Annotated in this window: 14 protein-coding genes; 10 read left to right on the forward strand and 4 right to left on the reverse strand. The window is 60.6% G+C overall.

Annotation, left to right across the window (positions count from 1 at the left end; translation table 11 throughout):
* The first annotated feature begins 205 nt into the window (after positions 1 to 205).
* From NCHU2750_RS00715 to NCHU2750_RS00725, 3 genes are all read left to right on the forward strand, one after another.
* Positions 206 to 1,999 carry an acyl-CoA dehydrogenase C-terminal domain-containing protein gene (locus tag NCHU2750_RS00715; protein ID WP_119938693.1) on the forward strand — a complete coding sequence of 598 codons (1,794 nt, stop codon included), beginning with the start codon at positions 206 to 208 and terminating at the stop codon, positions 1,997 to 1,999.
* Between the two features lie 200 nt (positions 2,000 to 2,199).
* Positions 2,200 to 3,408 carry an acetyl-CoA C-acetyltransferase gene (locus NCHU2750_RS00720; protein ID WP_119938694.1) on the forward strand — a complete coding sequence of 403 codons (1,209 nt, stop codon included), beginning with the start codon at positions 2,200 to 2,202 and terminating at the stop codon, positions 3,406 to 3,408.
* 201 nt (positions 3,409 to 3,609) lie between these two features.
* Positions 3,610 to 5,826 (forward strand): 3-hydroxyacyl-CoA dehydrogenase NAD-binding domain-containing protein, encoded by a 2,217-nt coding sequence (locus NCHU2750_RS00725; RefSeq protein ID WP_119938695.1) that lies wholly within the window; start codon positions 3,610 to 3,612, stop codon positions 5,824 to 5,826.
* A gap of 110 nt (positions 5,827 to 5,936) precedes the next feature.
* On the opposite strand, the gene NCHU2750_RS00730 is transcribed toward NCHU2750_RS00725, so the two are convergent.
* Positions 5,937 to 6,734: an ABC transporter permease gene (locus tag NCHU2750_RS00730; protein ID WP_119938696.1), complete on the reverse strand. Its 798-nt coding sequence runs from the start codon at positions 6,732 to 6,734 to the stop codon at positions 5,937 to 5,939.
* Positions 6,731 to 7,327, reverse strand: coding sequence for an ABC transporter ATP-binding protein (locus NCHU2750_RS00735; protein ID WP_119938697.1), 597 nt, complete (start codon positions 7,325 to 7,327; stop codon positions 6,731 to 6,733). The genes NCHU2750_RS00730 and NCHU2750_RS00735 overlap by 4 nt, the downstream gene beginning before the upstream one ends.
* A 410-nt stretch (positions 7,328 to 7,737) precedes the next feature.
* Here NCHU2750_RS00735 and NCHU2750_RS30275 point away from each other — a divergent pair, with 410 nt between their 5' ends.
* From NCHU2750_RS30275 to NCHU2750_RS00760, 5 genes are all read left to right on the forward strand, one after another.
* Positions 7,738 to 8,370, forward strand: coding sequence for a hypothetical protein (locus tag NCHU2750_RS30275; RefSeq protein ID WP_162939436.1), 633 nt, complete (start codon positions 7,738 to 7,740; stop codon positions 8,368 to 8,370).
* A gap of 214 nt (positions 8,371 to 8,584) precedes the next feature.
* Positions 8,585 to 9,370 carry an amino acid ABC transporter substrate-binding protein gene (locus tag NCHU2750_RS00745; protein ID WP_119938699.1) on the forward strand — a complete coding sequence of 262 codons (786 nt, stop codon included), beginning with the start codon at positions 8,585 to 8,587 and terminating at the stop codon, positions 9,368 to 9,370.
* A gap of 149 nt (positions 9,371 to 9,519) precedes the next feature.
* Positions 9,520 to 10,200, forward strand: a complete 681-nt coding sequence (locus NCHU2750_RS00750; RefSeq protein ID WP_119938700.1) for an amino acid ABC transporter permease — start codon at positions 9,520 to 9,522, stop codon at positions 10,198 to 10,200.
* Positions 10,197 to 10,952 (forward strand): amino acid ABC transporter ATP-binding protein, encoded by a 756-nt coding sequence (locus NCHU2750_RS00755; protein WP_119938701.1) that lies wholly within the window; start codon positions 10,197 to 10,199, stop codon positions 10,950 to 10,952. Before NCHU2750_RS00750 ends, NCHU2750_RS00755 begins: the two co-directional genes overlap by 4 nt.
* Before the next feature lie 151 nt (positions 10,953 to 11,103).
* Positions 11,104 to 12,063 (forward strand): bile acid:sodium symporter family protein, encoded by a 960-nt coding sequence (locus NCHU2750_RS00760; RefSeq protein ID WP_119938702.1) that lies wholly within the window; start codon positions 11,104 to 11,106, stop codon positions 12,061 to 12,063.
* Between the two features lie 81 nt (positions 12,064 to 12,144).
* Here the strand turns inward: NCHU2750_RS00760 and NCHU2750_RS00765 are convergent, their stop codons facing one another.
* Positions 12,145 to 13,392: an OpgC family protein gene (locus tag NCHU2750_RS00765; protein ID WP_119938703.1), complete on the reverse strand. Its 1,248-nt coding sequence runs from the start codon at positions 13,390 to 13,392 to the stop codon at positions 12,145 to 12,147.
* Positions 13,393 to 13,603: 211 nt separating this feature from the next.
* Positions 13,604 to 17,116 carry a hybrid sensor histidine kinase/response regulator gene (locus NCHU2750_RS00770; protein ID WP_119938704.1) on the reverse strand — a complete coding sequence of 1,171 codons (3,513 nt, stop codon included), beginning with the start codon at positions 17,114 to 17,116 and terminating at the stop codon, positions 13,604 to 13,606.
* Positions 17,117 to 17,324: 208 nt separating this feature from the next.
* Here NCHU2750_RS00770 and mscL point away from each other — a divergent pair, with 208 nt between their 5' ends.
* On the forward strand, positions 17,325 to 17,759 hold the full coding sequence (gene mscL, locus NCHU2750_RS00775; protein ID WP_119938705.1) for a large conductance mechanosensitive channel protein MscL: 435 nt from the start codon (positions 17,325 to 17,327) through the stop codon (positions 17,757 to 17,759).
* 115 nt (positions 17,760 to 17,874) lie between these two features.
* A complete protein-coding gene (locus NCHU2750_RS00780) occupies positions 17,875 to 19,050 on the forward strand; it encodes a pyridoxal phosphate-dependent aminotransferase (RefSeq protein ID WP_119938706.1) in 1,176 nt (391 codons plus the stop codon).
* The last annotated feature ends 75 nt before the right edge of the window (positions 19,051 to 19,125 follow it).

Below are 19,125 nucleotides of genomic sequence, written 5' to 3' on the forward strand. Positions count from 1 at the left end.
GCTTTAACCATTTCATAACAATCTAATATGCGCGCCGCCGGCTGCTTTCCTCCGCGACGGCCCTATATCCCGGCATCTTGCCGCGGAATTGATGACCGTCAGTGATTGACGTTTACGCGCACGTCAATTAAATGACCAATACAAGAGTTCGCAAGTGCCGGGGAGTGGCGCCTGCGAGCGGTGATGACAGGGAGGATGTTCATCGATGCCAGTCTACAAGGCGCCCACCGCCGATACGCTTTTCATCCTGAACGATGTTCTGGGCCTCGAGCGCTATGGCAACCTGCCGGGTTTTGCCGATGCCTCGCCGGATATGATCGAAGCGATTGTCGGCGAAGCCGGACGTCTGGCCGAAGCCACCCTGTTTCCGCTCAACCTTTCCGGCGACCGGGAAGGCTGCACCCGTCATGACGATGGTACCGTCTCGGTGCCGAAGGGCTTCAAGCAGGCTTACGATCAATATTGCCAGGGCGGCTGGATCGGTCTCGCCGTGCCGGAAGAATTCGGCGGGCAGGGGCTTCCCTACACGCTGCATGCGGCCGTCGGCGAATACATGTCGTCCGCCAATATGTCGCTGATGATGTATCCGGGCCTCACCCAAGGCGCGATTGCGGCCATCCTCGTTCATGGTTCGGATGAGCAGAAGACCACCTATCTGCCGAAAATGGTCGAAGGCACATGGTCCGGCACCATGAACCTGACCGAACCCCATTGCGGCACCGATCTCGGCCTGCTCCGCACCAAGGCCGTGCCCCAGGCCGATGGGTCTTACAAAATTTCCGGCCAGAAAATCTTCATCTCCGCCGGCGAACACGGCATGACCGACAACATCATCCATCTGGTTCTCGCCCGCATCGAAGGCGCCCCGGAAGGCACCAAGGGCATATCGCTGTTCATCGTGCCGAAATTCATCGTCGGCGAGGATGGTTCGCCCGGCGCCCGCAACACCGTTACCTGCGGAGCGATCGAGGAGAAGATGGGCATTCACGGCAATGCCACCTGTGTGATGAACTACGATGAGGCCACGGGCTATCTCATCGGCGCGGAAAACAAGGGCTTGGCCGCCATGTTCGTGATGATGAACGAGGCCCGTTTGGGCGTCGGCCTGCAGGGCCTGTCGATTGCCGAGACCGCCTACCAGAATGCCGTGGCCTATGCCAACGAGCGCATTCAGGGCCGCTCTCTCTCGGGCGTCAAGAATCCTGGCGCCAAGGCCGACCCGATCATCGTCCATCCGGATATCCGTCGCACGCTGATGACCATCAGGGCCTTCAACGAGGCCGGCCGCGCCTTCCTGCTGTGGACGGCGCTGAAATCCGACATCGCCCATCGTTCGCAGGACGAGAAGGAGCGCCAGAATGCCGACGATCTTCTGGGCCTCGCCACGCCGATCCTCAAAGGCGTGCTGACCGACAAGGGTTTCGACCACGCCGTCATGGCCCAGCAGGTTTTCGGTGGCCACGGTTATATCGAGGAACACGGCATGAGCCAGTATGTCCGCGATGCCCGCATCACCATGATCTATGAAGGGGCGAACGGCATCCAGGCGCTCGATCTCGTCGGCCGTAAACTGGCGCTGAACGGCGGTCGCGCTGTGATGACCATGTTCAAGGAAATCGGCGATTTCTGCGAGGAAAACCGGTCCGACGAGGCGATGGCGCCCTTCACCAAGGCTTTGAAGAAAGGCCTCAACGACCTGCAGGCCGCCACCATGTGGTTCATGCAGAACGCCATGGCCAAGCCCGACAATGCCGGTGCCGGCTCCACCGACTACATGCACCTCTTCGGCCTCGTGACCTTGGGCTACATGTGGGCGAAGATGGCGAAGACCGCGCAGGAGAGGCTTGGCAGCGGCGATGCCCGCGAGGATTATCTGAACAACAAACTGGTGACGGCCAAGTTCTTCATGGAGAAGGTCATGCCGGAAACGGCATTGCGCAAGGTGCGTATCGAAGCCGGCGCCGACAGCGTGATGGAATTGGCGGCCGGGGCGTTTTGATTTGAGATACCCCCTCTGGCCTGCCGGCCATCTCCCCCACAAGGGGGGAGAAGACACGAGGAAACCGCCCGGCTTCGATCCGGCATTGGCGGTGCAGCGGGGTTAAGCCCTCCCCCTTGTGGGGAGGGTTGGGAGGGGTCTTCTCTCCCGTGTTGATGATAAGGCAAGGCGGCTTGCCGCCTAGGGAGAGAGACGACACCATGACTGAAGTCTTCATTTACGACCATGTGCGCACCCCGCGCGGCCGCGGCAAGAAGGATGGTAGCCTGCACGAGGTCCCGTCCGTTCGCCTTGCTGCCAAGACGCTGGAAGCGATCCGTGACCGCAACAACCTCGACACGTCGACCGTCGACGACATCATCATGGGCTGCGTCGATCCGGTGATGGACAGTGGCGCCGTCATCCCCAAGGCCGCTGCCTTCGAGGCCGGCTATTCGACCAAGGCTCCCGGCATGCAGATCTCCCGTTTCTGCGCCTCGGGCCTCGACGCCATCAATTTCGGCGCCGGCAAGATCGCGGCCGGTTCCGACGACATCGTCATCGCCGGCGGCATCGAATCGATGTCGCGCGTCGGCATGGGCATGTCCGGCGGCGCCTGGTACATGGATCCTTCCGTCAATTTCCCAGCCTATTTCATGCCGCAGGGCGTTTCGGCCGATCTGATCGCCACCAAATACGGCTTCTCCCGCGATGACGTCGATGCCTATGCGGTCGAGAGCCAGAAGCGCGCCGGAAAAGCCTGGGATGCCGGCTATTTCAGGAATTCCGTCATTCCGGTGAAGGACCAGAACGGCCTCGTCATCCTCGATCGCGACGAGCATATGCGTCCGACGACCGACATGCAGGCGCTGGCCTCGCTCAACGCCTCCTTCCAGATGCCGGGCGAAATGGGTGGATTCGAAGCCGTCGCCATCCAGGCCCATCCGGAAATCGAAAAGATCAACTATGTCCACCATGCCGGCAATTCGTCGGGCATCGTCGATGGTGCCGCAGCAGTTCTGATCGGCTCGAAGGCAGGCGGCGAAACGATGGGCATCAAGCCCCGTGCGCGTATCAAGGCTTTCGCCAATATCGGCTCCGACCCGGCCTTGATGCTGACCGGCCCGGTCGATGTGACGGAAAAGCTGCTCGCCCGCACGGGGATGAAGATTTCCGACATCGACCTCTTCGAGCTGAACGAAGCCTTCGCCGCCGTGGTTCTCCGCTACATGCAGGCCTTCGATATTTCCCACGACATCATCAACGTCAACGGCGGCGCCATCGCCATGGGCCACCCGCTCGGCGCCACCGGCGCGATGATCCTGGGCACCGTCCTGGATGAACTCGAACGCCGCGATCTGAACACCGCGCTCGTCACGCTGTGCATCGGCGCCGGCATGGGCACGGCAACCGTGATCGAACGGGTTTGAGGGGGGGACGTTTCCTCCCTCATCCCTGTGCTTGTCACAGGGATCCAGCCAGCCCAAGTCCTTGGGCTGAAAAAAGGTCTATCGCGTCGCAGACGCGACGCTGCTGGATTCCTGTGACAAGCACAGGAATGAGGGTTGAGGAAGCGGCATTCTGGCGTCAACGCCTGTACATTGAGATTTCAGGGAAGAGGAAATCCCATCATGACCACCTACAAAAATTTTTCCGTCGAAACCGACGCGGATGGCATCGCGCTCGTCACCTGGGACATGCCGGACAAATCGATGAACGTCTTCACCCTCGAGGTGATGGATGAACTCGAGGCGATCCTGAAGCGGACGGTGGAGGATTCAGCCGTCAAGGGCGTCGTCTTCACCTCCGGCAAATCCACCTTCTCCGGCGGTGCCGATCTCTCCATGATCCGCGCCATGTTCGCGCTGCTTCAGGATGAGCGTGCCAGGGATCCGGCCAATGCCGCGCAAAAACTCTTCGATGTCGTAGGCCGCATGACCGGGCTCTACCGTGCCATCGAGACCTGCGGCAAGCCCTGGGTCTCGGCCATCAACGGCACCTGCATGGGCGGCGCACTGGAACTGTCGCTCGCCTGCCATGGCCGTGTCGTCTCCAATGCCAAGTCGGTCAAGCTGGCGCTGCCGGAAGTCAAGATCGGCATCTTCCCCGGCGCCGGCGGCACCCAGCGCGTCGCGCGCCTGACCGACGCCCAGTCGGCCCTGCAGATGATGACGACCGGCCAGTCGCTCACCCCGCAGCGCGCCAAGGCAATGGGCTTGGTGCATCAGGTGGTCGAACCCGATCAACTCGTCACGGCGGCAAGGCAGATGATCCGGGATGGCTTGAAACCGGTCGCACCATGGGATGAAAAGGGCTTCAAGGTCCCCGGTGGCGGTGTCTGGACACCCGCTGCCGCACAACTTTTCCCGGCAGCGCCGGCTATCCTGCGCCGCGAAACCGCCGGCAATTATCCCGCCGCGCTGGCGATCCTGAAATGCGTCTATGAAGGTCTGCAGCTTCCCTTCGATACCGCACTGAAAGTCGAGCAGCGCTATTTCACCGAGATCATGCAGACGACCGAAGCCTTCTCGATGATCCGCTCGCTGTTCATCTCGATGCAGGAACTGGGCAAGGGCGCCCGCCGCCCGGCAGGTGTGCCGAAGAGCGAGTTCAACAAGGTCGGCGTCGTCGGCGCCGGCTTCATGGGCGCCTCGATCGCCTATGTCACGGCAGCAGCCGGCATCCCGGTCGTCCTCATCGACCAGACCCAGGAAGCCGCAGACAAGGGCAAGGCGGTTTCGGAAAAACTGGTGGCCGACAGCATTTCCAAGGGCCGCATGACCAGGGAAGAGGGCGAAAAGCTGCTCTCCCTCGTCACCCCGACGCCCGATTACACGGTGCTGTCCGATGCCGACCTCGTCATCGAAGCCGTGTTCGAGGACCGCGCGGTGAAAAAGGCCGTCATCGAGAAGATCGAGGCCGTCATTCCGGAGGCGACCATCTTCGCCTCCAACACCTCGACCCTGCCGATTACCGGCCTCGCCGAGAACTCGAAGCGTCCGGACCAGTTCATCGGCGTGCATTTCTTCTCGCCGGTGGAAAAGATGATGCTGACTGAAGTCATTCTCGGCAAGAAGACCGGCGACAGGGCGTTGGCCGTCGCACTGGATTTCGTCGCGAAAATCAGGAAAACCCCGATCGTCGTCAACGACACCCGTGGCTTCTTCGTCAACCGCTGCGTCTTCCGCTATATCAACGAGGCCTATGACATGCTCACTGAGGGCGTGCCGGCCGCGATGATCGAAAATGCCGCCAAGATGGCCGGCATGCCGGTCGGCCCGCTGTCGCTAAACGACGAGGTTGCCGTCGATCTTTCCCAGAAGATCATGAAGGCCTCGATCGCCGATCTGGGAGAAGCCTCCGTCAAGCCCGGCCACATGGCGCTGATCGACAAAATGATCAACGAGTTCGACCGCCGCGGCCGCAAGAACGGCCAGGGCTTTTACGACTACCCGCCAAAGCCGGCCAAGAAGTCGCTCTGGCCCGGCCTGAAGGACCTCTACCCGCAGAAACCGGCCTCCGAAATCGACGTCGAGGTGCTGAAACAGCGCTTCCTCGTCACGATCGCGCTGGAGGCGGCCCGAACGGTGGAAGAGGGCATCGTCACCGACCCTCGGGAAGCCGATGTCGGCTCCATCCTGGGCTTCGGCTTCGCTCCCTATACCGGCGGCACGCTCAGCTATATCGATGGCATGGGCGTGAAGACCTTCGTCGCGCTGGCCGAAAAGCTCGCAGCCACCTACGGCACCCACTTCGCCCCGACCCCGCTGTTGAAGGACATGGCGGCGAAGGGCGAGACATTCTATGGCCGCTTCGATCCTTATGGGGAGATCGGCAAGGCGGCGTAGGGCCTCTCTCCTCATTCCTGCGCTTGTCACAGGAATCCAGCCAGCCCAAGTCATTGGGCTGGAAAGACTCTTCAATTCACATGAAGTGTCTTGACCGGATCGCAAAGGCTTTATTTCACCCGAAACCGGTCCAGCCTCAGCCTGTCGCGCTCGTCGCTCAGGCTTTTGGCCGCAAGCCAGACGGCGATGACGACGCTGGCTGTCGAGGCGGCGCAGAGAAGCAGCATCAGAAAGATCTGCGACTGCGCCGCGACGATCGGGTTCGCGCCGGCCAATATCTGGCCGCTCATGATGCCGGGAAGGGTGATCACGCCGGCGCCCGCCATCTGGTTCAAGACGGGCAGCGTGCCGGCATAGACGGCCCGCTGCATCAGCGCCGTCATCGCCTGGCGGCGGGTTTTTCCGAGTGCCAGCTGCGCCTCGATTGCCGCCCGCTGCGACGACACCGCCTCAAAGAAATTGTTGAGTGCAACGCTGCTGGCGCTCATCGCCGAGCCTAGAATGATGCCGAAGATCGGGATGACGATGCGCGGCGCCGTCCAGTCCTCGCTGTGGGCGACGGTCAGGAGCGCAAATGCCGCGACCAGCATCGTGCCGCCGCCGACCGCAATCCCCGAAAGCCCGTAATGCCAGAAGCCGGCAAGCTTGCTCTTCTGCCGCGACCCCACCTCGAAGGTTGCGGCGAGAAGCATGGCAACCAGCACGACGAGGCTCAGCCGGTGATCGGCATTGGTGAAGATGAAGCCGAGCACGAAGCCGACGAGCAGCAGCTGCACCACCATGCGCAGTGCCGCAATCAGGATCGAGCGATGGATGCCGAGGCTGAAGGCCGCCGAAAGCGCGGCATTGACGAGCACCAGTGCGGCGGCAAGCGAAAGCTCGAAAGGGCCGAAGACGAGACCGTTCATGTGGGCCTCGCAAGCGTCATCACGCTGTCTGCCAGCCGTTCCACCTGTTCGGGATCATGCGAGGTCAAAACCACGACGCAACCCTGCGCCATCCGCTCCTTCACCAGCGCCTCCAGGGCTTTCGCTGATACCGGGTCGAGTGCCGAGGTCGGCTCGTCGAGCAGAAGCACCTTCGGCCGGTCCTCAATGGCGCGCAGGAAAGCCATGCGCTGCCGCTCGCCGGTGGAAAGCCGGTCGGGTGCCGCGTCGAGCAGCGACGGATCGAGAAAAAGCCGCTGCAGGTTATCGCCCTGTGCGGCGGCATCGGCAAAATGGCCGCCAACCGTCGGCGCCCACCAGCCGGGTTCGGAAGAAACATACCGCACCTGCCGCCGCCATGCGGGGCCGGAGATCGACATGGCCGAAACCCCGTCGACAAGGCAGTCGCCCTCATGCGGCACCAGATCGGCAATCATCTTCAAGGTCAGGCTCTTGCCCGCCCCCGAAGGCCCGCTGACCGCCAGACACCGCCCCGCCGCAACCTCAAGGTCGATCGGCCCAACCGATTGGAATTTCAGCCCGGCGGCTTTCAGTCTGATCGCGGGATTTTGCATGGGCTTGGTAATGGCACCGGAGGCGTGGGGACGCAATATGAGGAGGTGGACGATGAGCTCAGAGGATTTGAGATACGGCCAAAAGTAGGGATGATGTCCTACGGTGTTCGGTCCTATAATGTATGTACGAAGTTTCGCTGCGAGAAATTGATGATCAGACGGCTTCTATATTTGTGGGAAGTGAGGAAAGAGCATTGGCGGTATCGATACTTCCCCGAATTTGTGGATTTCCTAATCCGCCTTTCGATTTTCCCGAGCGCCAGGAAAATTGAGAAAGAAGGTGCAACTCGCATAATGATCGACAACTCTGTTATCGGATATGGCATTGTTCAAGAAACCGGATGGATAAACACCGGTAAAAAATGTGGGGCGATACAGAGATTGACACAGGGTACGCTGCGAGAATCCCAGTGTATCATGATGATGACCAATCTGATGTGGCGAAGTCAGTAAGATTCTTGCCAGCGATAACTGCACTAGCGCGCAAAAAGATAGTCAAGCTCTATTCGTCTAGTGAGTTGCGCGATGAAACATGGACGCAACCTTCCGGGCGTTATCAAGGGTATGAAATATACGATTATAGTTTGTTTTCGGGAGTTGAAATAGAAACGGTTAAAGATCGCAATTACTTTATGATGATGGGGCCATCATCAATGGGGTTTCCGTCGTTGGTCGACCAACGGAAAAGCAGGATGTCGATATCGCAAAACGTAGATCCCATATTTCTTGGTTTAGTTGATGCATTGGGAGAGAAAAGCAGTCAGGACTGCTACCACATAGCCTTCGCTGAGAAAAATAACACGTATTGCTTTCTCACTATGGATTTTAAGCTCATTCGAAATCTTAATTCACGCCGCAAACACCCAGTAGTCGCAAACCTAAAAACAAAAATTTTATCACCTTATGAATTCGGTACCCGATTCCAACTTACGCCATTTTCCACACGGCTGTTTAGCCATCACAAAGCTTCTTTCCCGGTCGCTTGGTGGGAGAATTGGCCGAAGTCCGGAAGAAAGCCTCGCAAACGTAGGCGAACAAAATAAGGGGTCGCCGACCACTCATATCGTACTATCGCGTACGCTCTGTCCAAGACCTTAGCCCACCTGATCCCCCGCGACAAATCGGCCCCATCACCCTCTTTCCCGCCGCCACGCAAAAAATATTCGCATTTGCCGCTTTCGACGCCAGTTTTCTTTCCTCCCAAGCCGCCTATTTTCTGCGATCACCATGCCAACTCATGCATTGGAGAATACCGGAATGACCTTCTTCAAAACCTCCCTCAAGGCCGTTGCCGCAGCCCTGCTCGTTCAGGCCGCGTTCGCCGCGCCCAGCTTTGCCGGCGAAAAGCTCGACCAGATCAAGAAGGCGGGCGTCATCCGCATCGGCACCGAAGGCACCTATGCGCCTTTCACCTTCCATGATGCCTCAAACAAGCTCGTCGGCTTCGATGTCGAGATCGGCGAGGCGGTGGCGGCAAAGCTCGGCGTCAAGCCTGAATTCATCGAAGGCAAGTGGGACGGGCTGATTGCCGGCCTCGATGCCGATCGCTATGACACGGTCATCAACGAGGTCGGCATCACCGATGCCCGCAAGCAGAAATATGCCTTTTCCGATCCCTATATCGCCTCCAAGGCGGTGCTGATCGTCCGCTCCGACAATGACGCCATCAAGGGTTTTGACGACCTGAAGGGCAAGAAGGCAGCCCAGTCGCTGACCAGCAACTACGGCAAGATGGCCGAAGCCGCCGGCGCCGAGCTCGTCGGCACCGATGGTTTCGACCAGTCGATCCAGCTGGTTCTGACGCGCCGCGCCGATGCCACGCTGAACGACAGCCTCTCCTTCCTCGATTTCAAGAAGCAGAAGCCCGATGCGCCGGTCAAGATCGTCGCCGAACAGCCGGAAGCGAGCTATTCCGGCATCCTTCTGCCCAAGGGCGATGACGATCTGGTGGCCGCGGTCAACAAGGCGCTGGCCGATATCAAGGCCGACGGCACCTACAAGAAGATCTCCGACACCTATTTCGGCCAGGACGTCTCCAAGTAACAAGACGTCTCCAGGTAAATGGATCGGTCCGACCCCCGCATCATGGATGCGTGCTAGGATCGACCAGGGATTGAGCCAGAACGTCCGGCCCCGGTCGGGCGTTTTCGCGTTCGTTACCCGTATTGTTTCAGAGTAAAAGGACTTCGCCCGTGCCGCATTGGCTTCAATTGATGCTGGATTCCCTGCCGACCCTCTTATGGGCTGGCGTCAAATTCACCGTGCCGCTGACGCTTCTGTCCTTTGTCCTCGGTCTGGCGCTCGGCCTTGCCACCGCCGTCACCCGCCTGTTCGGGCCGAAGCCGCTGGTGCTTGTCGCCCGGTTTTACGTCTGGGTCATTCGTGGCACGCCGCTGCTCGTCCAGCTTTTCGTCATCTTCTACGGCCTGCCGAGCGTCGGCATCCTGCTCGATGCCTTCCCGGCGGCGCTGATCGGCTTCACCCTCAATATCGGCGCCTATTCCTCGGAAATCATCCGGGCCGTCATCGCCTCGGTGCCGAAGGGCCAGTGGGAAGCCGCTTATTCCATCGGCATGAACTGGCGCCAGACCATGGCGCGCACTGTGCTGCCGCAGGCGGCCCGCGTCGCCGTGCCGCCTCTGTCCAACACTTTCATCTCGCTGGTCAAGGATACCTCGCTTGCCGCCGCCATCACCGTGCCGGAGCTTTTCCAGGCGGCCCAGCGCATCGTCGCCACCACCTATGAGCCGCTGATCCTCTATATCGAGGCGGCGCTTCTCTATCTGGTTCTCAGTTCCGTCCTGTCAGCGCTGCAGGATCGCCTGGAAAAACGCTTTTCGAGATATGGCGGCATGCTGGAGGCCAACCGATGATCGAACTCTCCTATATCCGGAAGAATTTCGGCGACCTTCAGGTCATCGACGATGTCAGTCTCAAGGTGGCCGAAGGCAGCGTCACAGCACTTGTCGGCCCCTCGGGCGGCGGCAAGAGCACGCTTCTGCGCTGCATCAACCTTCTGGAAATCCCGACGTCGGGAACGATCCGCCTCGGCGATGCGTCGATAGACTTCGCGCCGGGCAAGAAGATCGGCTGGGACGCGATCCAGAAGATCCGCCGCCAGACCGGCATGGTCTTCCAGAATTTTCAGCTCTTCCCCCATCGCACGGCACTTGAAAATGTCATGGAAGGCCTCGTCACGGTGCTGAAATGGCCGCGGGAAAAGGCTGAAAGCCATGCCCGCGACCTGCTTGCCAAGGTCGGCATGGCGCATAAGGCCGATGTCTGGCCCTCGACGCTCTCGGGTGGCCAGCAGCAGCGCGTGGCGATCGCCCGCGCGCTTGCCATGTCGCCGCGCGTGCTGCTCTGCGACGAGCCCACATCCGCGCTCGATCCCGAACTGGCGACCGAAGTCGTCGAGGTCTTGAGCAGGCTTGCGGGCGAGGGGACGACCATGGTGATTGCCACCCACGACCTGCGCCTCGCGTCGCGCGTCGCCGATCACGCCGTCTTTCTCGAAGCCGGCAAGATCGTCGAGCAGGGCCCGGCCGACCGTATCTTCGGCGCCCCGGTCGAAGAGCGCACCCGCCGCTTCGTCTCCTCCATCAGCGCGGCACAGGGCGGCTGATCGACAATCGAAATGGGGTGCAAACGCCGGTTGCGAGGCGCCCTCAAGCCAATCAGGAACGAAATCGAACGGTTATCGGTCAAACCGGCCTTGACAAGGAAATCTTAATAATTAGACCGCGCGACACATTATTTCGTTCGGGAGTGAGATCTTGAAATCCTTGGCATCCTTCTCCGCTTTCGTCGGCAAGACTTTCGCCCTCTGGGTGATCCTGTTTGCCGTCCTCGGCTTCTTCTTTCCAGATACGTTCAAGCAGGTGGCGCCATGGATCGTCACGCTTCTGTCGATCATCATGTTCGGCATGGGCCTGACGCTGTCGATCGATGACTTCCGCGAAGTCGTCAAGCGTCCCTTCGACGTCACGATCGGCGTGCTCGGCCAGTTCATCATCATGCCGCTTCTGGCTGTGCTTCTGACTAAGATCATCCCCATGTCGCCGGAAGTGGCGGCGGGCGTCATCCTCGTCGGCTGCTGCCCGGGCGGCACCTCGTCCAACGTCATGACCTACCTGTCCAAGGGCGACGTGGCCCTGTCGGTGGCCTGCACCTCCGTCACCACGCTGGTCGCACCCATCGTGACGCCTTTCCTCGTCTGGATGTTTGCCAGCCAGTTCCTGCCGGTCGATGGCTGGGCGATGTTCCTGTCGATCGTCAAGGTCGTGCTCGTGCCTTTGGCGCTCGGCGCCGCGCTGCAGAAGCTCGTGCCTTCGGTGGTCAAGGCCGCGGTTCCGGTCCTGCCGCTCGTCAGCGTCATCGGCATCGTGCTGATCGTCTCGGCCGTGGTTGCCGCCTCGAAGGGCGCGATCGCCCAGTCGGGCCTTCTGATCTTTGCCGTCGTCGTGCTGCATAACGGCCTCGGCTATACGCTCGGCTTCTTCGCCGCCAAGGCATCCGGCCTGTCGCTTGCCAAGCGCAAGGCGATCGCAATCGAGGTGGGCATGCAGAATTCCGGTCTCGGTGCGGCTCTCGCCACGGCCTATTTTTCGCCGCTCGCCGCGGTGCCGAGCGCGATCTTCTCCGTCTGGCACAACATTTCCGGCGCGCTGCTTGCCAACTTCTTCTCCGGTCGCCTGGATGAGGAAGACAAGGCGAAGCTCAGCCAGACCGTCTGATCTTTTCCAGATCCTGCGGACAAACAAAAAAGGGCGGCCCTGAAAGCCGCCCTTTCTCATGTCTGTGATAGGATGTCCGCCTCAGCGGATGATCATCTGCTGCGGGCCTGCATTGGCCGTCGCAGGTTTCTGGTCGCGGCCCTTGGCCGGTGTCGCGTCGGGTGCGGTGCCAAGCAGCTTGTCTCGCTCGCGCCATAGTGCTGGAATGCAGAGCAGCGCCACCGAGGTCAGCGCGATCGCCGTCTTGGTCCACTCGTTGAGCTCCGGCGTGCGACCGTCGAAATAATAGACGAAGTAGACGATCGCCACATGCCAGACATAGACATAGAGCGAGTGGCGGCCGAGCAGGCGCAGGTAACGCAGGGTGAACACCCAGGTCAGCGCCGAGGCGACCGAGCGCACCCAGGCGGCCTTGTGCTTCGGGCCGGCAACGATCAGCCAGGTGATCAGCAGGCCGACGGCGGCGAAGTTCAACAGATAGACCGGACCGAAATCGGCGCGGATTTCCATCGAGGCGAACTTGGCGATCATATGCGCCGGCATCATTTCATTGGCCGTGATCAGCCGCAGCGGCAGGAAGAACAGGACCAGCACCAGTGCCGCCTTCGGAATGAACATGTTGTCTGGCGACAGCACGCGGCCCCAGTCGATCTTGCCCGACGAGGTCAGCGCGCCGAGCACAAGGCCCGAGAAGAACACGATCTGCCAGCCGAACAGGTTGAACGAGACGCGCAGCCCCTGGTCGTCGGCGCCCTTGATCAGCTCGTTGAGCGGAATGGTGAAGATCTGCTGCAGGCCGAGCTGACCGGCCATCCACAGCATCAGCGAGGCCGCCACGACATAGTGCCACTTGTCCTCCAGCACCAGCTTGATCAGCATCGGCGAGAACAGCATGTAGATGATGTACTGGGGCAGGATATCCATGAAGGTCGGCTGGTAGAGGAAGGTCGCGATCGATGCGAGACGCAGTGGGTCGTCAAAGGTCGTGTAGCCCAGCCAGTTGAACCAGATCGAATAGGCGCCCGGCAGCACCATCTGTGCCGCCATCACGGCGATGATGATGCCCATCGCATAGCGATAGAGCTCGAAGGCACGGGTGTAGATCGCGGTGCGCCCGGCCGCATAGCCCGCCTTCATCATCTTGCGGGCATAGACCATGCCGATCATCAGGCCGGACAGAAAGACGAAGCCCTGCGCGTCTTCGACGAAGGCAAGCTGGTTGTGATTGATCTTGACGAGGAAATACCCACCGGCGAAGACCATGTGGTTCAAGATCATGAAAACGAGGAAATACCCTCGCATCCCGTCAATGATTTCAAAGCGCTTCATCGGTCGCGGTCTCCGTCTTTGCGGGGTCCGGTGGCACTGGTCCCTCGGTCCGTAAGGCCTCTGCGGGCCGGGAAGTCACGCGCCTAAACGTCGCGGGAAGCTGGAGAGTTCCAGCGTGAATCGGTTTTACCCGACGTTCAGACATTTCAACCGTAAACAGTCCGTGATGACTGTCACATGAACGAGAGTTGAGTCGAGAAAAAGGCAGGACCTACTCGGCGGCGATCCTGCGAAGCCCTGCGGCCTGGGTGAGGAAGGCGCGGATCGCGGCAGGCTTCACCGGCTTGTGCTGCACGGCAATCCCGTGCCGCTCGGCCTCGGCTCGAACCTCCGGCGTGCGATCCGCCGTGATCATCAGTGCCGGAATATCGGCATTGTAATGCGCCCTGAGCGACAGGATCGCCTCGATGCCGGTCGTGTCGTCGAGATGGTAGTCGGCAATCACCACGTCCGGCGCCGGTTCGCGTCTTGCGGTAATCGCCGCGACATCGTCTGCCGATGTTGCCTGCCCGACAGTGCAGCCCCAGCCGGTGATCAGCAAAGCCATGCCCTCGAGGATCTTCGGCTCGTTGTCGATGCACAATATGCGAAGGCCGCCGAGCGGATTGGCGGGCTTCGGCCGCTCGCGCCGGCTCTTCGCCGTGGCGGCCTGCGATCCGGCAAGATCGCGCGCGATCTCGACGCGGAACACGGTACCGCGCCCCGGCGTCGATGAGAGATGCACCGGATGCGACAGCATGCGCGACAGCCGGTCGACGATCGAAAGCCCGAGCCCCAGACCGCTTGCGGTTCTGGCGCCGTCTTCCAGCCGGGCGAATTCCTTGAACACGGTGCGGAATTTCGATTGCGGGATGCCGATGCCCGAATCGAGCACGTCGATCACCACCTTGTCGCCGCGCCGCCGTGCCCCGACGATCACCTTGCCGCTGATCGTGTATTTGATCGCGTTGGAAACGAGATTCTGCACCAGCCGGCGCAAAAGATTGCCGTCCGACATCACCTTGAGCGAACTCGGCATGACGACGAATTTGAGGTTCTTCTCCCGTGCCATCGGGGAAAAATCGGTCTCGATCCGCTTTAGCAGATCGTCCAGATCGACCGGACCGAAGCGCGGCTTCATCGCCCCGGTATCGAGCCTTGATATGTCCAGCACGGCACCGAGAATGGTCTCCACCGATTCCAGCGAACTGTCGATATTGCGGGCCAGAGCGGCATTCTTGTCGGCCCCGCCCAGCCGCTCGACAAGTGCCGCGGAATAGAGCCGGGCGGCATTGAGCGGCTGCAGGATATCGTGCCCGGCGGCAGCGAAAAAGCGCGTTTTGCTGAGATTGGCGTCGTCCGCGGCCGTGCGCGCCTCGCCGAGCTCGCGGGCCACCCGCGTCAGTTCCGCCGTGCGCTCGCCGACCCGTTGTTCCAGCGTCTCGTTTGCCTGTTTCAATGCCTGGTCGGCTGCCACCCGCTCGGAAATGTCGGTGAAGGTCGCTACCAGCCCGGCATCCGGCATCGGGTTGGTGCGCACCTCGATGATCCGCCGACCGCCCTGCACCATCAGCGGAAAGGATGTGCCGAGCGTCCGGAACCGGGCGATGACCGCGTCACGTTCAGCATCCGCAATGTCGCCCCGCTCGACAAGCAGGGTGATCACGTCCTTGAGCAGGAACCCCACCTGTCCGGCCTGTTCGGGAAGGTCGAGCAATTGCCGGAAGCGCCGGTTCCACACGGTCAGCCGGTCGGAACTGTCGAACACGGCAATCCCCTGGTCCATCTGGGAAAGCGCCGTCTGCATCATGTCCTGATTGTATTGCAGCGCCTCGCTGGCCTGATCGAGCAGCCAGGCGGTATCCGCATTGGTGTCCTCCACCTTCTGTAATACCAGGGACAGCACGAGCCGTGCCGAGGACGAGCCGATGGCACTGCCGAGCAGCTGTTCGGAGAAATGGATCATCGCCATGTCGGAAGGCTGGTCGTCGCGAAAACGCCGCCCGGCGGTCTTTTCGTAATTGGCGAAGGACCTGAGCATCCGCTCCTCGCCGAGATAGCGCGCGATCACCGTCTTCAGGTCCCCGACGCTGATCCGGGTCTTCCAGCCGCGCGTGGCAAACTGGGCACGAAGGTGGCGCTTGACGAAGATGCCGGCCTGCAGGCGTTCGACCGGGCGCGGATTGCGCGACAGCGAGCCGAGGATGAAGGCGAGCGTATTGAGCGAAAGGCTGAAGATCGTCGTCGTCACGAAGGGGTCGATCTGTGGTCCGGAAAAGATCGCTGTGCCGGGAATGAGGAAATTCAGCACGACGGCGGCGACATTCGAATTGTCCGGTCCGCCGAGGCTTGGAAGGAACAGTAGATAGGCCCAGGAGAGAAAGCCGAAGGACAGGCCCAGAATGGCACCGCGTGCATTCGCCCGGCGCCAGACGAGGCCGCCGAGCAGGGCAGGGGCGATCTGGGCGATGGCCGCAAAGGCGAGCAGGCCGATCGAGGCCAGTCCCGACTGGCTGTCGGCCATCCGGTAATAGCCGTAGCCAAGCAGCATCACGGCAAAGATCGAGGCCCGCCGGATGTTGAGAAGCGTGCGGGTGAAATCCTTCTGCCCGGCCGGTGTCGAGGTCAGCTTGCGCCTCAAAAACAGCGGGATGACGATATCGTTGGAGATCATGATCGACAGCGCGACGGATTCCACGATCACCATGGCAGTCGCCGCCGAAAATCCGCCGATGAAGGTCATCAGCGTCACCAGCGGCAAGCCGGCCTGCAGCGGCAGCGTCAGCACGTAAAGATCGGGATCGCCGCTGCCGCCGAAGGTGATCAACCCGGCGGCTGCGACCGGCAGGACGAAGATATTGATGGCGATGAGATAGACCGGCAGCAGGAAGCCCGCGGCGCGGCGCTCCCGCGGCGTGCGGTTTTCCACCACCGTCACATGGAACTGCCGCGGCAGGATGACGATCGCAAAGGCCGAAAGCAAAATCACCAGCACCCATCGGCTGAGCGGGGTCTCATAGGCAGCCGCAGTCTCCACCAGAAGATTGGCCGAGGCCTTGGCGGCAAGATCCGACCAGCCGTCGAAGACGAAGAAGACGACCGCGATGCCGACAGTCGCGAAGGCGACGAGCTTGACCAGCGATTCCATCGCAACCGCCAGGATCAGCCCGTCCTGATGCTCGGTCGCATCCGTATGGCGGGTGCCGAACATGACGGCAAAGCAGGCCATCAGCAGGGTGACGATCAACGCCAGATCGACGAAATGCAGATTGCCGCCACCAAGCCCGAAATCGGACGGATTGACCATCACGCTGACGGAACTCGATACAGCTTTCAGCTGCAGGGCGATATAGGGAACGGTGCCGACCAGCGCGAGCACGGCGACGATTGCCGCCACAGTGGCATTCTTTCCGTAGCGGGCGGCGATGAAATCGGCGATCGAGGTTAGCTTTTCCGCCTTGGCAAGTTCGACGATACGGCGGATGACCGGCATCCCGAGCGTGAAGGCGAGGATCGGCCCGACATAGATCGCCGCAAATTCCAGCCCGCGCTGCGAGGCAAGGCCAACCCCGCCGAAATAGGTCCAGGTGGTGCAGTAGACGGCAAGGCTCAGCGCATAGACGAGCGGGCGTCCGCCCTTGGGCACGCCGGAACGGCGGCTTTTTCTGTCGCCATAGCTCGCCACCGCAAAAAGCAGCAGGATATAGGCGAATGCCGAGACAAGAACGGCCCAGCCTGCAAGCATGTTTCCTCCCCGCAAAGAATGCGGCTTCGGACATGACATTAAGGGAAATGCCAAAGCTTGGAAATCGGCGCCGCCTCGGCAAAAAGTTCAATGCATCGTTGAGTTTGATGATTGGGTATCATCTTACTGCGTTTGATCTTTTGCATCTTTTCAGCATTTCAGGAAACGCTATGTTAAGCACGACGGCAACCGAAAGAGGGGTCAAGTCATGTCAGTTATCAGCGAATTTCGTTCATTCATTGCCAAGGGCAACGTCATCGACCTCGCGGTCGGTATCATCATCGGCGGAGCCTTCACCGGTATCGTCAATTCATTGGTCAACGACATCGTCATGCCGATCGTTGGTGCGGTCACCGGCGGCGGTTTCGATTTCTCCAATTACTTCCTGGCGCTGTCGAGCGCCGTCACGGCGCCGTCTCTGGCCGAGGCACGCAAGCAGGGTGCAGTTTTCGCCTATGGCAGCTTCATCACCGTGCTCATCAACTTCCTCATCCTCGCCTTCATCATCTTCCTCATGGTCAAGGGCGTGAACAAGCTGAGAGCAATGGAAGACAAGAAGAAGCCGGCCGACGATACGCCGGCTCCGCCGCCGGCCGATATCCAGCTCCTCTCGGAAATCAGGGATCTTCTCAAGACCCGCTAAAACCGGATCCGTGGCCTGCAATTCATCAGAACAATGAATTGCAGGCTCACCGATTGTCATGGGATTTCCTGTGTCTTCTGGGATATGAGAGACAGACGAAAAACAGGAAATCCGTATGTCTCTGCTCAGCTCTCTCAGCCCCCGCGCTCTTGCCGCCCCCGAAAGCGGTATCGTGGAGATCATCAACCATGCCCGCCTTGGCGGTCGTGATGATCTGATCCCGCTCTGGGCTGGTGAAGGCGATCTGCCGAGCCCCGATTTCATCAATCGCGCCGCATCCGACGCGCTTTTGGGCGGCGAGACTTTCTACACCTGGCAGCGCGGCATTCCCGAACTGCGCCAGGCCCTGTCGGATTATTACGCTCGCCATTTCTCGGTGAACCTGCCGATCGAGTATTTTTATGTCACCGGCTCCGGTATGCACGCCATCATGATGGCGGTGCAGGCGATCTGCGGTCCGGGCGACGAGATGATCTACCTGTCGCCCACCTGGCCGAACATCGTCTCGGCGATCGAGATTTCCGGTGCGGTCGCCACTGGCCTGCCGCTTGAATTCACCGGCGGCAGCTGGGCGCTCGATCTTGAAAAGCTCGAAGCGATGATCACCCCGAAGACCAGGGGCCTGTTCATCAACACGCCGTCCAATCCGACCGGCTGGACGGCGACGAAGGAGGATCTCGCTGCGATATTGGCGCTCTCGCGCAAACACGGCCTGTGGATCATCGCCGACGAGATCTATGCCCGCTACTATTATGGCGGCGCGGTGCGGGCACCGTCCTTCCTCGATGTTTCCGAGGCGGATGATCGCATCATTTATGCCAATTCCTTCTCCAAGAACTGGTCGATGACGGGCTGGCGCGTCGGCTGGCTGGTGGCACCGCCGGAACTTGGCCAGGTGATCGAGAACCTCGTGCAATATTCCAATTCCGGCGTGGCCCAGTTCATGCAGCGCGGCGCAGTCGTGGCGCTGAACGAGGGCGATGCCTTCGTCGAGGAAAATATCGAGCGTGCCCGCATCTCGCGCGACATCCTCTGCGATAGGCTGATCGCCACCAACCGTGTCCAGACGCTGAAGCCCGAAGGTGCGCTTTACGCCTTCCTCAAGGTCGATGGCATTACCGACAGTCGCAAGGCAGCGCTCGATATCGTCGATCGGATCGGCGTCGCGCTGGCGCCCGGATCGGCCTTCGGCAAGGGCGGCGAGAATTTCCTGCGCGCCTGCTTCCTGCGCAATCCGAAACATGTCGAAGAGGCCGCAGAACGGCTGGCCGCCTATATAACGGCACTCTGATACCGGTCCGAACCCGTATCGCTAAAAATCGGACGATACTGGAAAGTATCTCTTAGTCATGTCGCCCGATATAGT

The organism is Neorhizobium sp. NCHU2750 (assembly GCF_003597675.1).
Classification (GTDB): domain Bacteria; phylum Pseudomonadota; class Alphaproteobacteria; order Rhizobiales; family Rhizobiaceae; genus Neorhizobium.

Coding starts and splice junctions, on each gene's coding strand:
- mscL (WP_119938705.1), top strand. CDS start 17,325: ATGTCAGTTATCAGCGAATTTCGTTCATTCATTGCCAAGGGCAACGTC.
- NCHU2750_RS00730 (WP_119938696.1), bottom strand. CDS start 6,734: ATGAACGGTCTCGTCTTCGGCCCTTTCGAGCTTTCGCTTGCCGCCGCA.
- NCHU2750_RS00770 (WP_119938704.1), bottom strand. CDS start 17,116: ATGCTTGCAGGCTGGGCCGTTCTTGTCTCGGCATTCGCCTATATCCTG.
- NCHU2750_RS00780 (WP_119938706.1), top strand. CDS start 17,875: ATGTCTCTGCTCAGCTCTCTCAGCCCCCGCGCTCTTGCCGCCCCCGAA.
- NCHU2750_RS00720 (WP_119938694.1), top strand. CDS start 2,200: ATGACTGAAGTCTTCATTTACGACCATGTGCGCACCCCGCGCGGCCGC.
- NCHU2750_RS00745 (WP_119938699.1), top strand. CDS start 8,585: ATGACCTTCTTCAAAACCTCCCTCAAGGCCGTTGCCGCAGCCCTGCTC.
- NCHU2750_RS00755 (WP_119938701.1), top strand. CDS start 10,197: ATGATCGAACTCTCCTATATCCGGAAGAATTTCGGCGACCTTCAGGTC.
- NCHU2750_RS00715 (WP_119938693.1), top strand. CDS start 206: ATGCCAGTCTACAAGGCGCCCACCGCCGATACGCTTTTCATCCTGAAC.
- NCHU2750_RS00735 (WP_119938697.1), bottom strand. CDS start 7,327: ATGCAAAATCCCGCGATCAGACTGAAAGCCGCCGGGCTGAAATTCCAA.
- NCHU2750_RS00725 (WP_119938695.1), top strand. CDS start 3,610: ATGACCACCTACAAAAATTTTTCCGTCGAAACCGACGCGGATGGCATC.
- NCHU2750_RS00765 (WP_119938703.1), bottom strand. CDS start 13,392: ATGAAGCGCTTTGAAATCATTGACGGGATGCGAGGGTATTTCCTCGTT.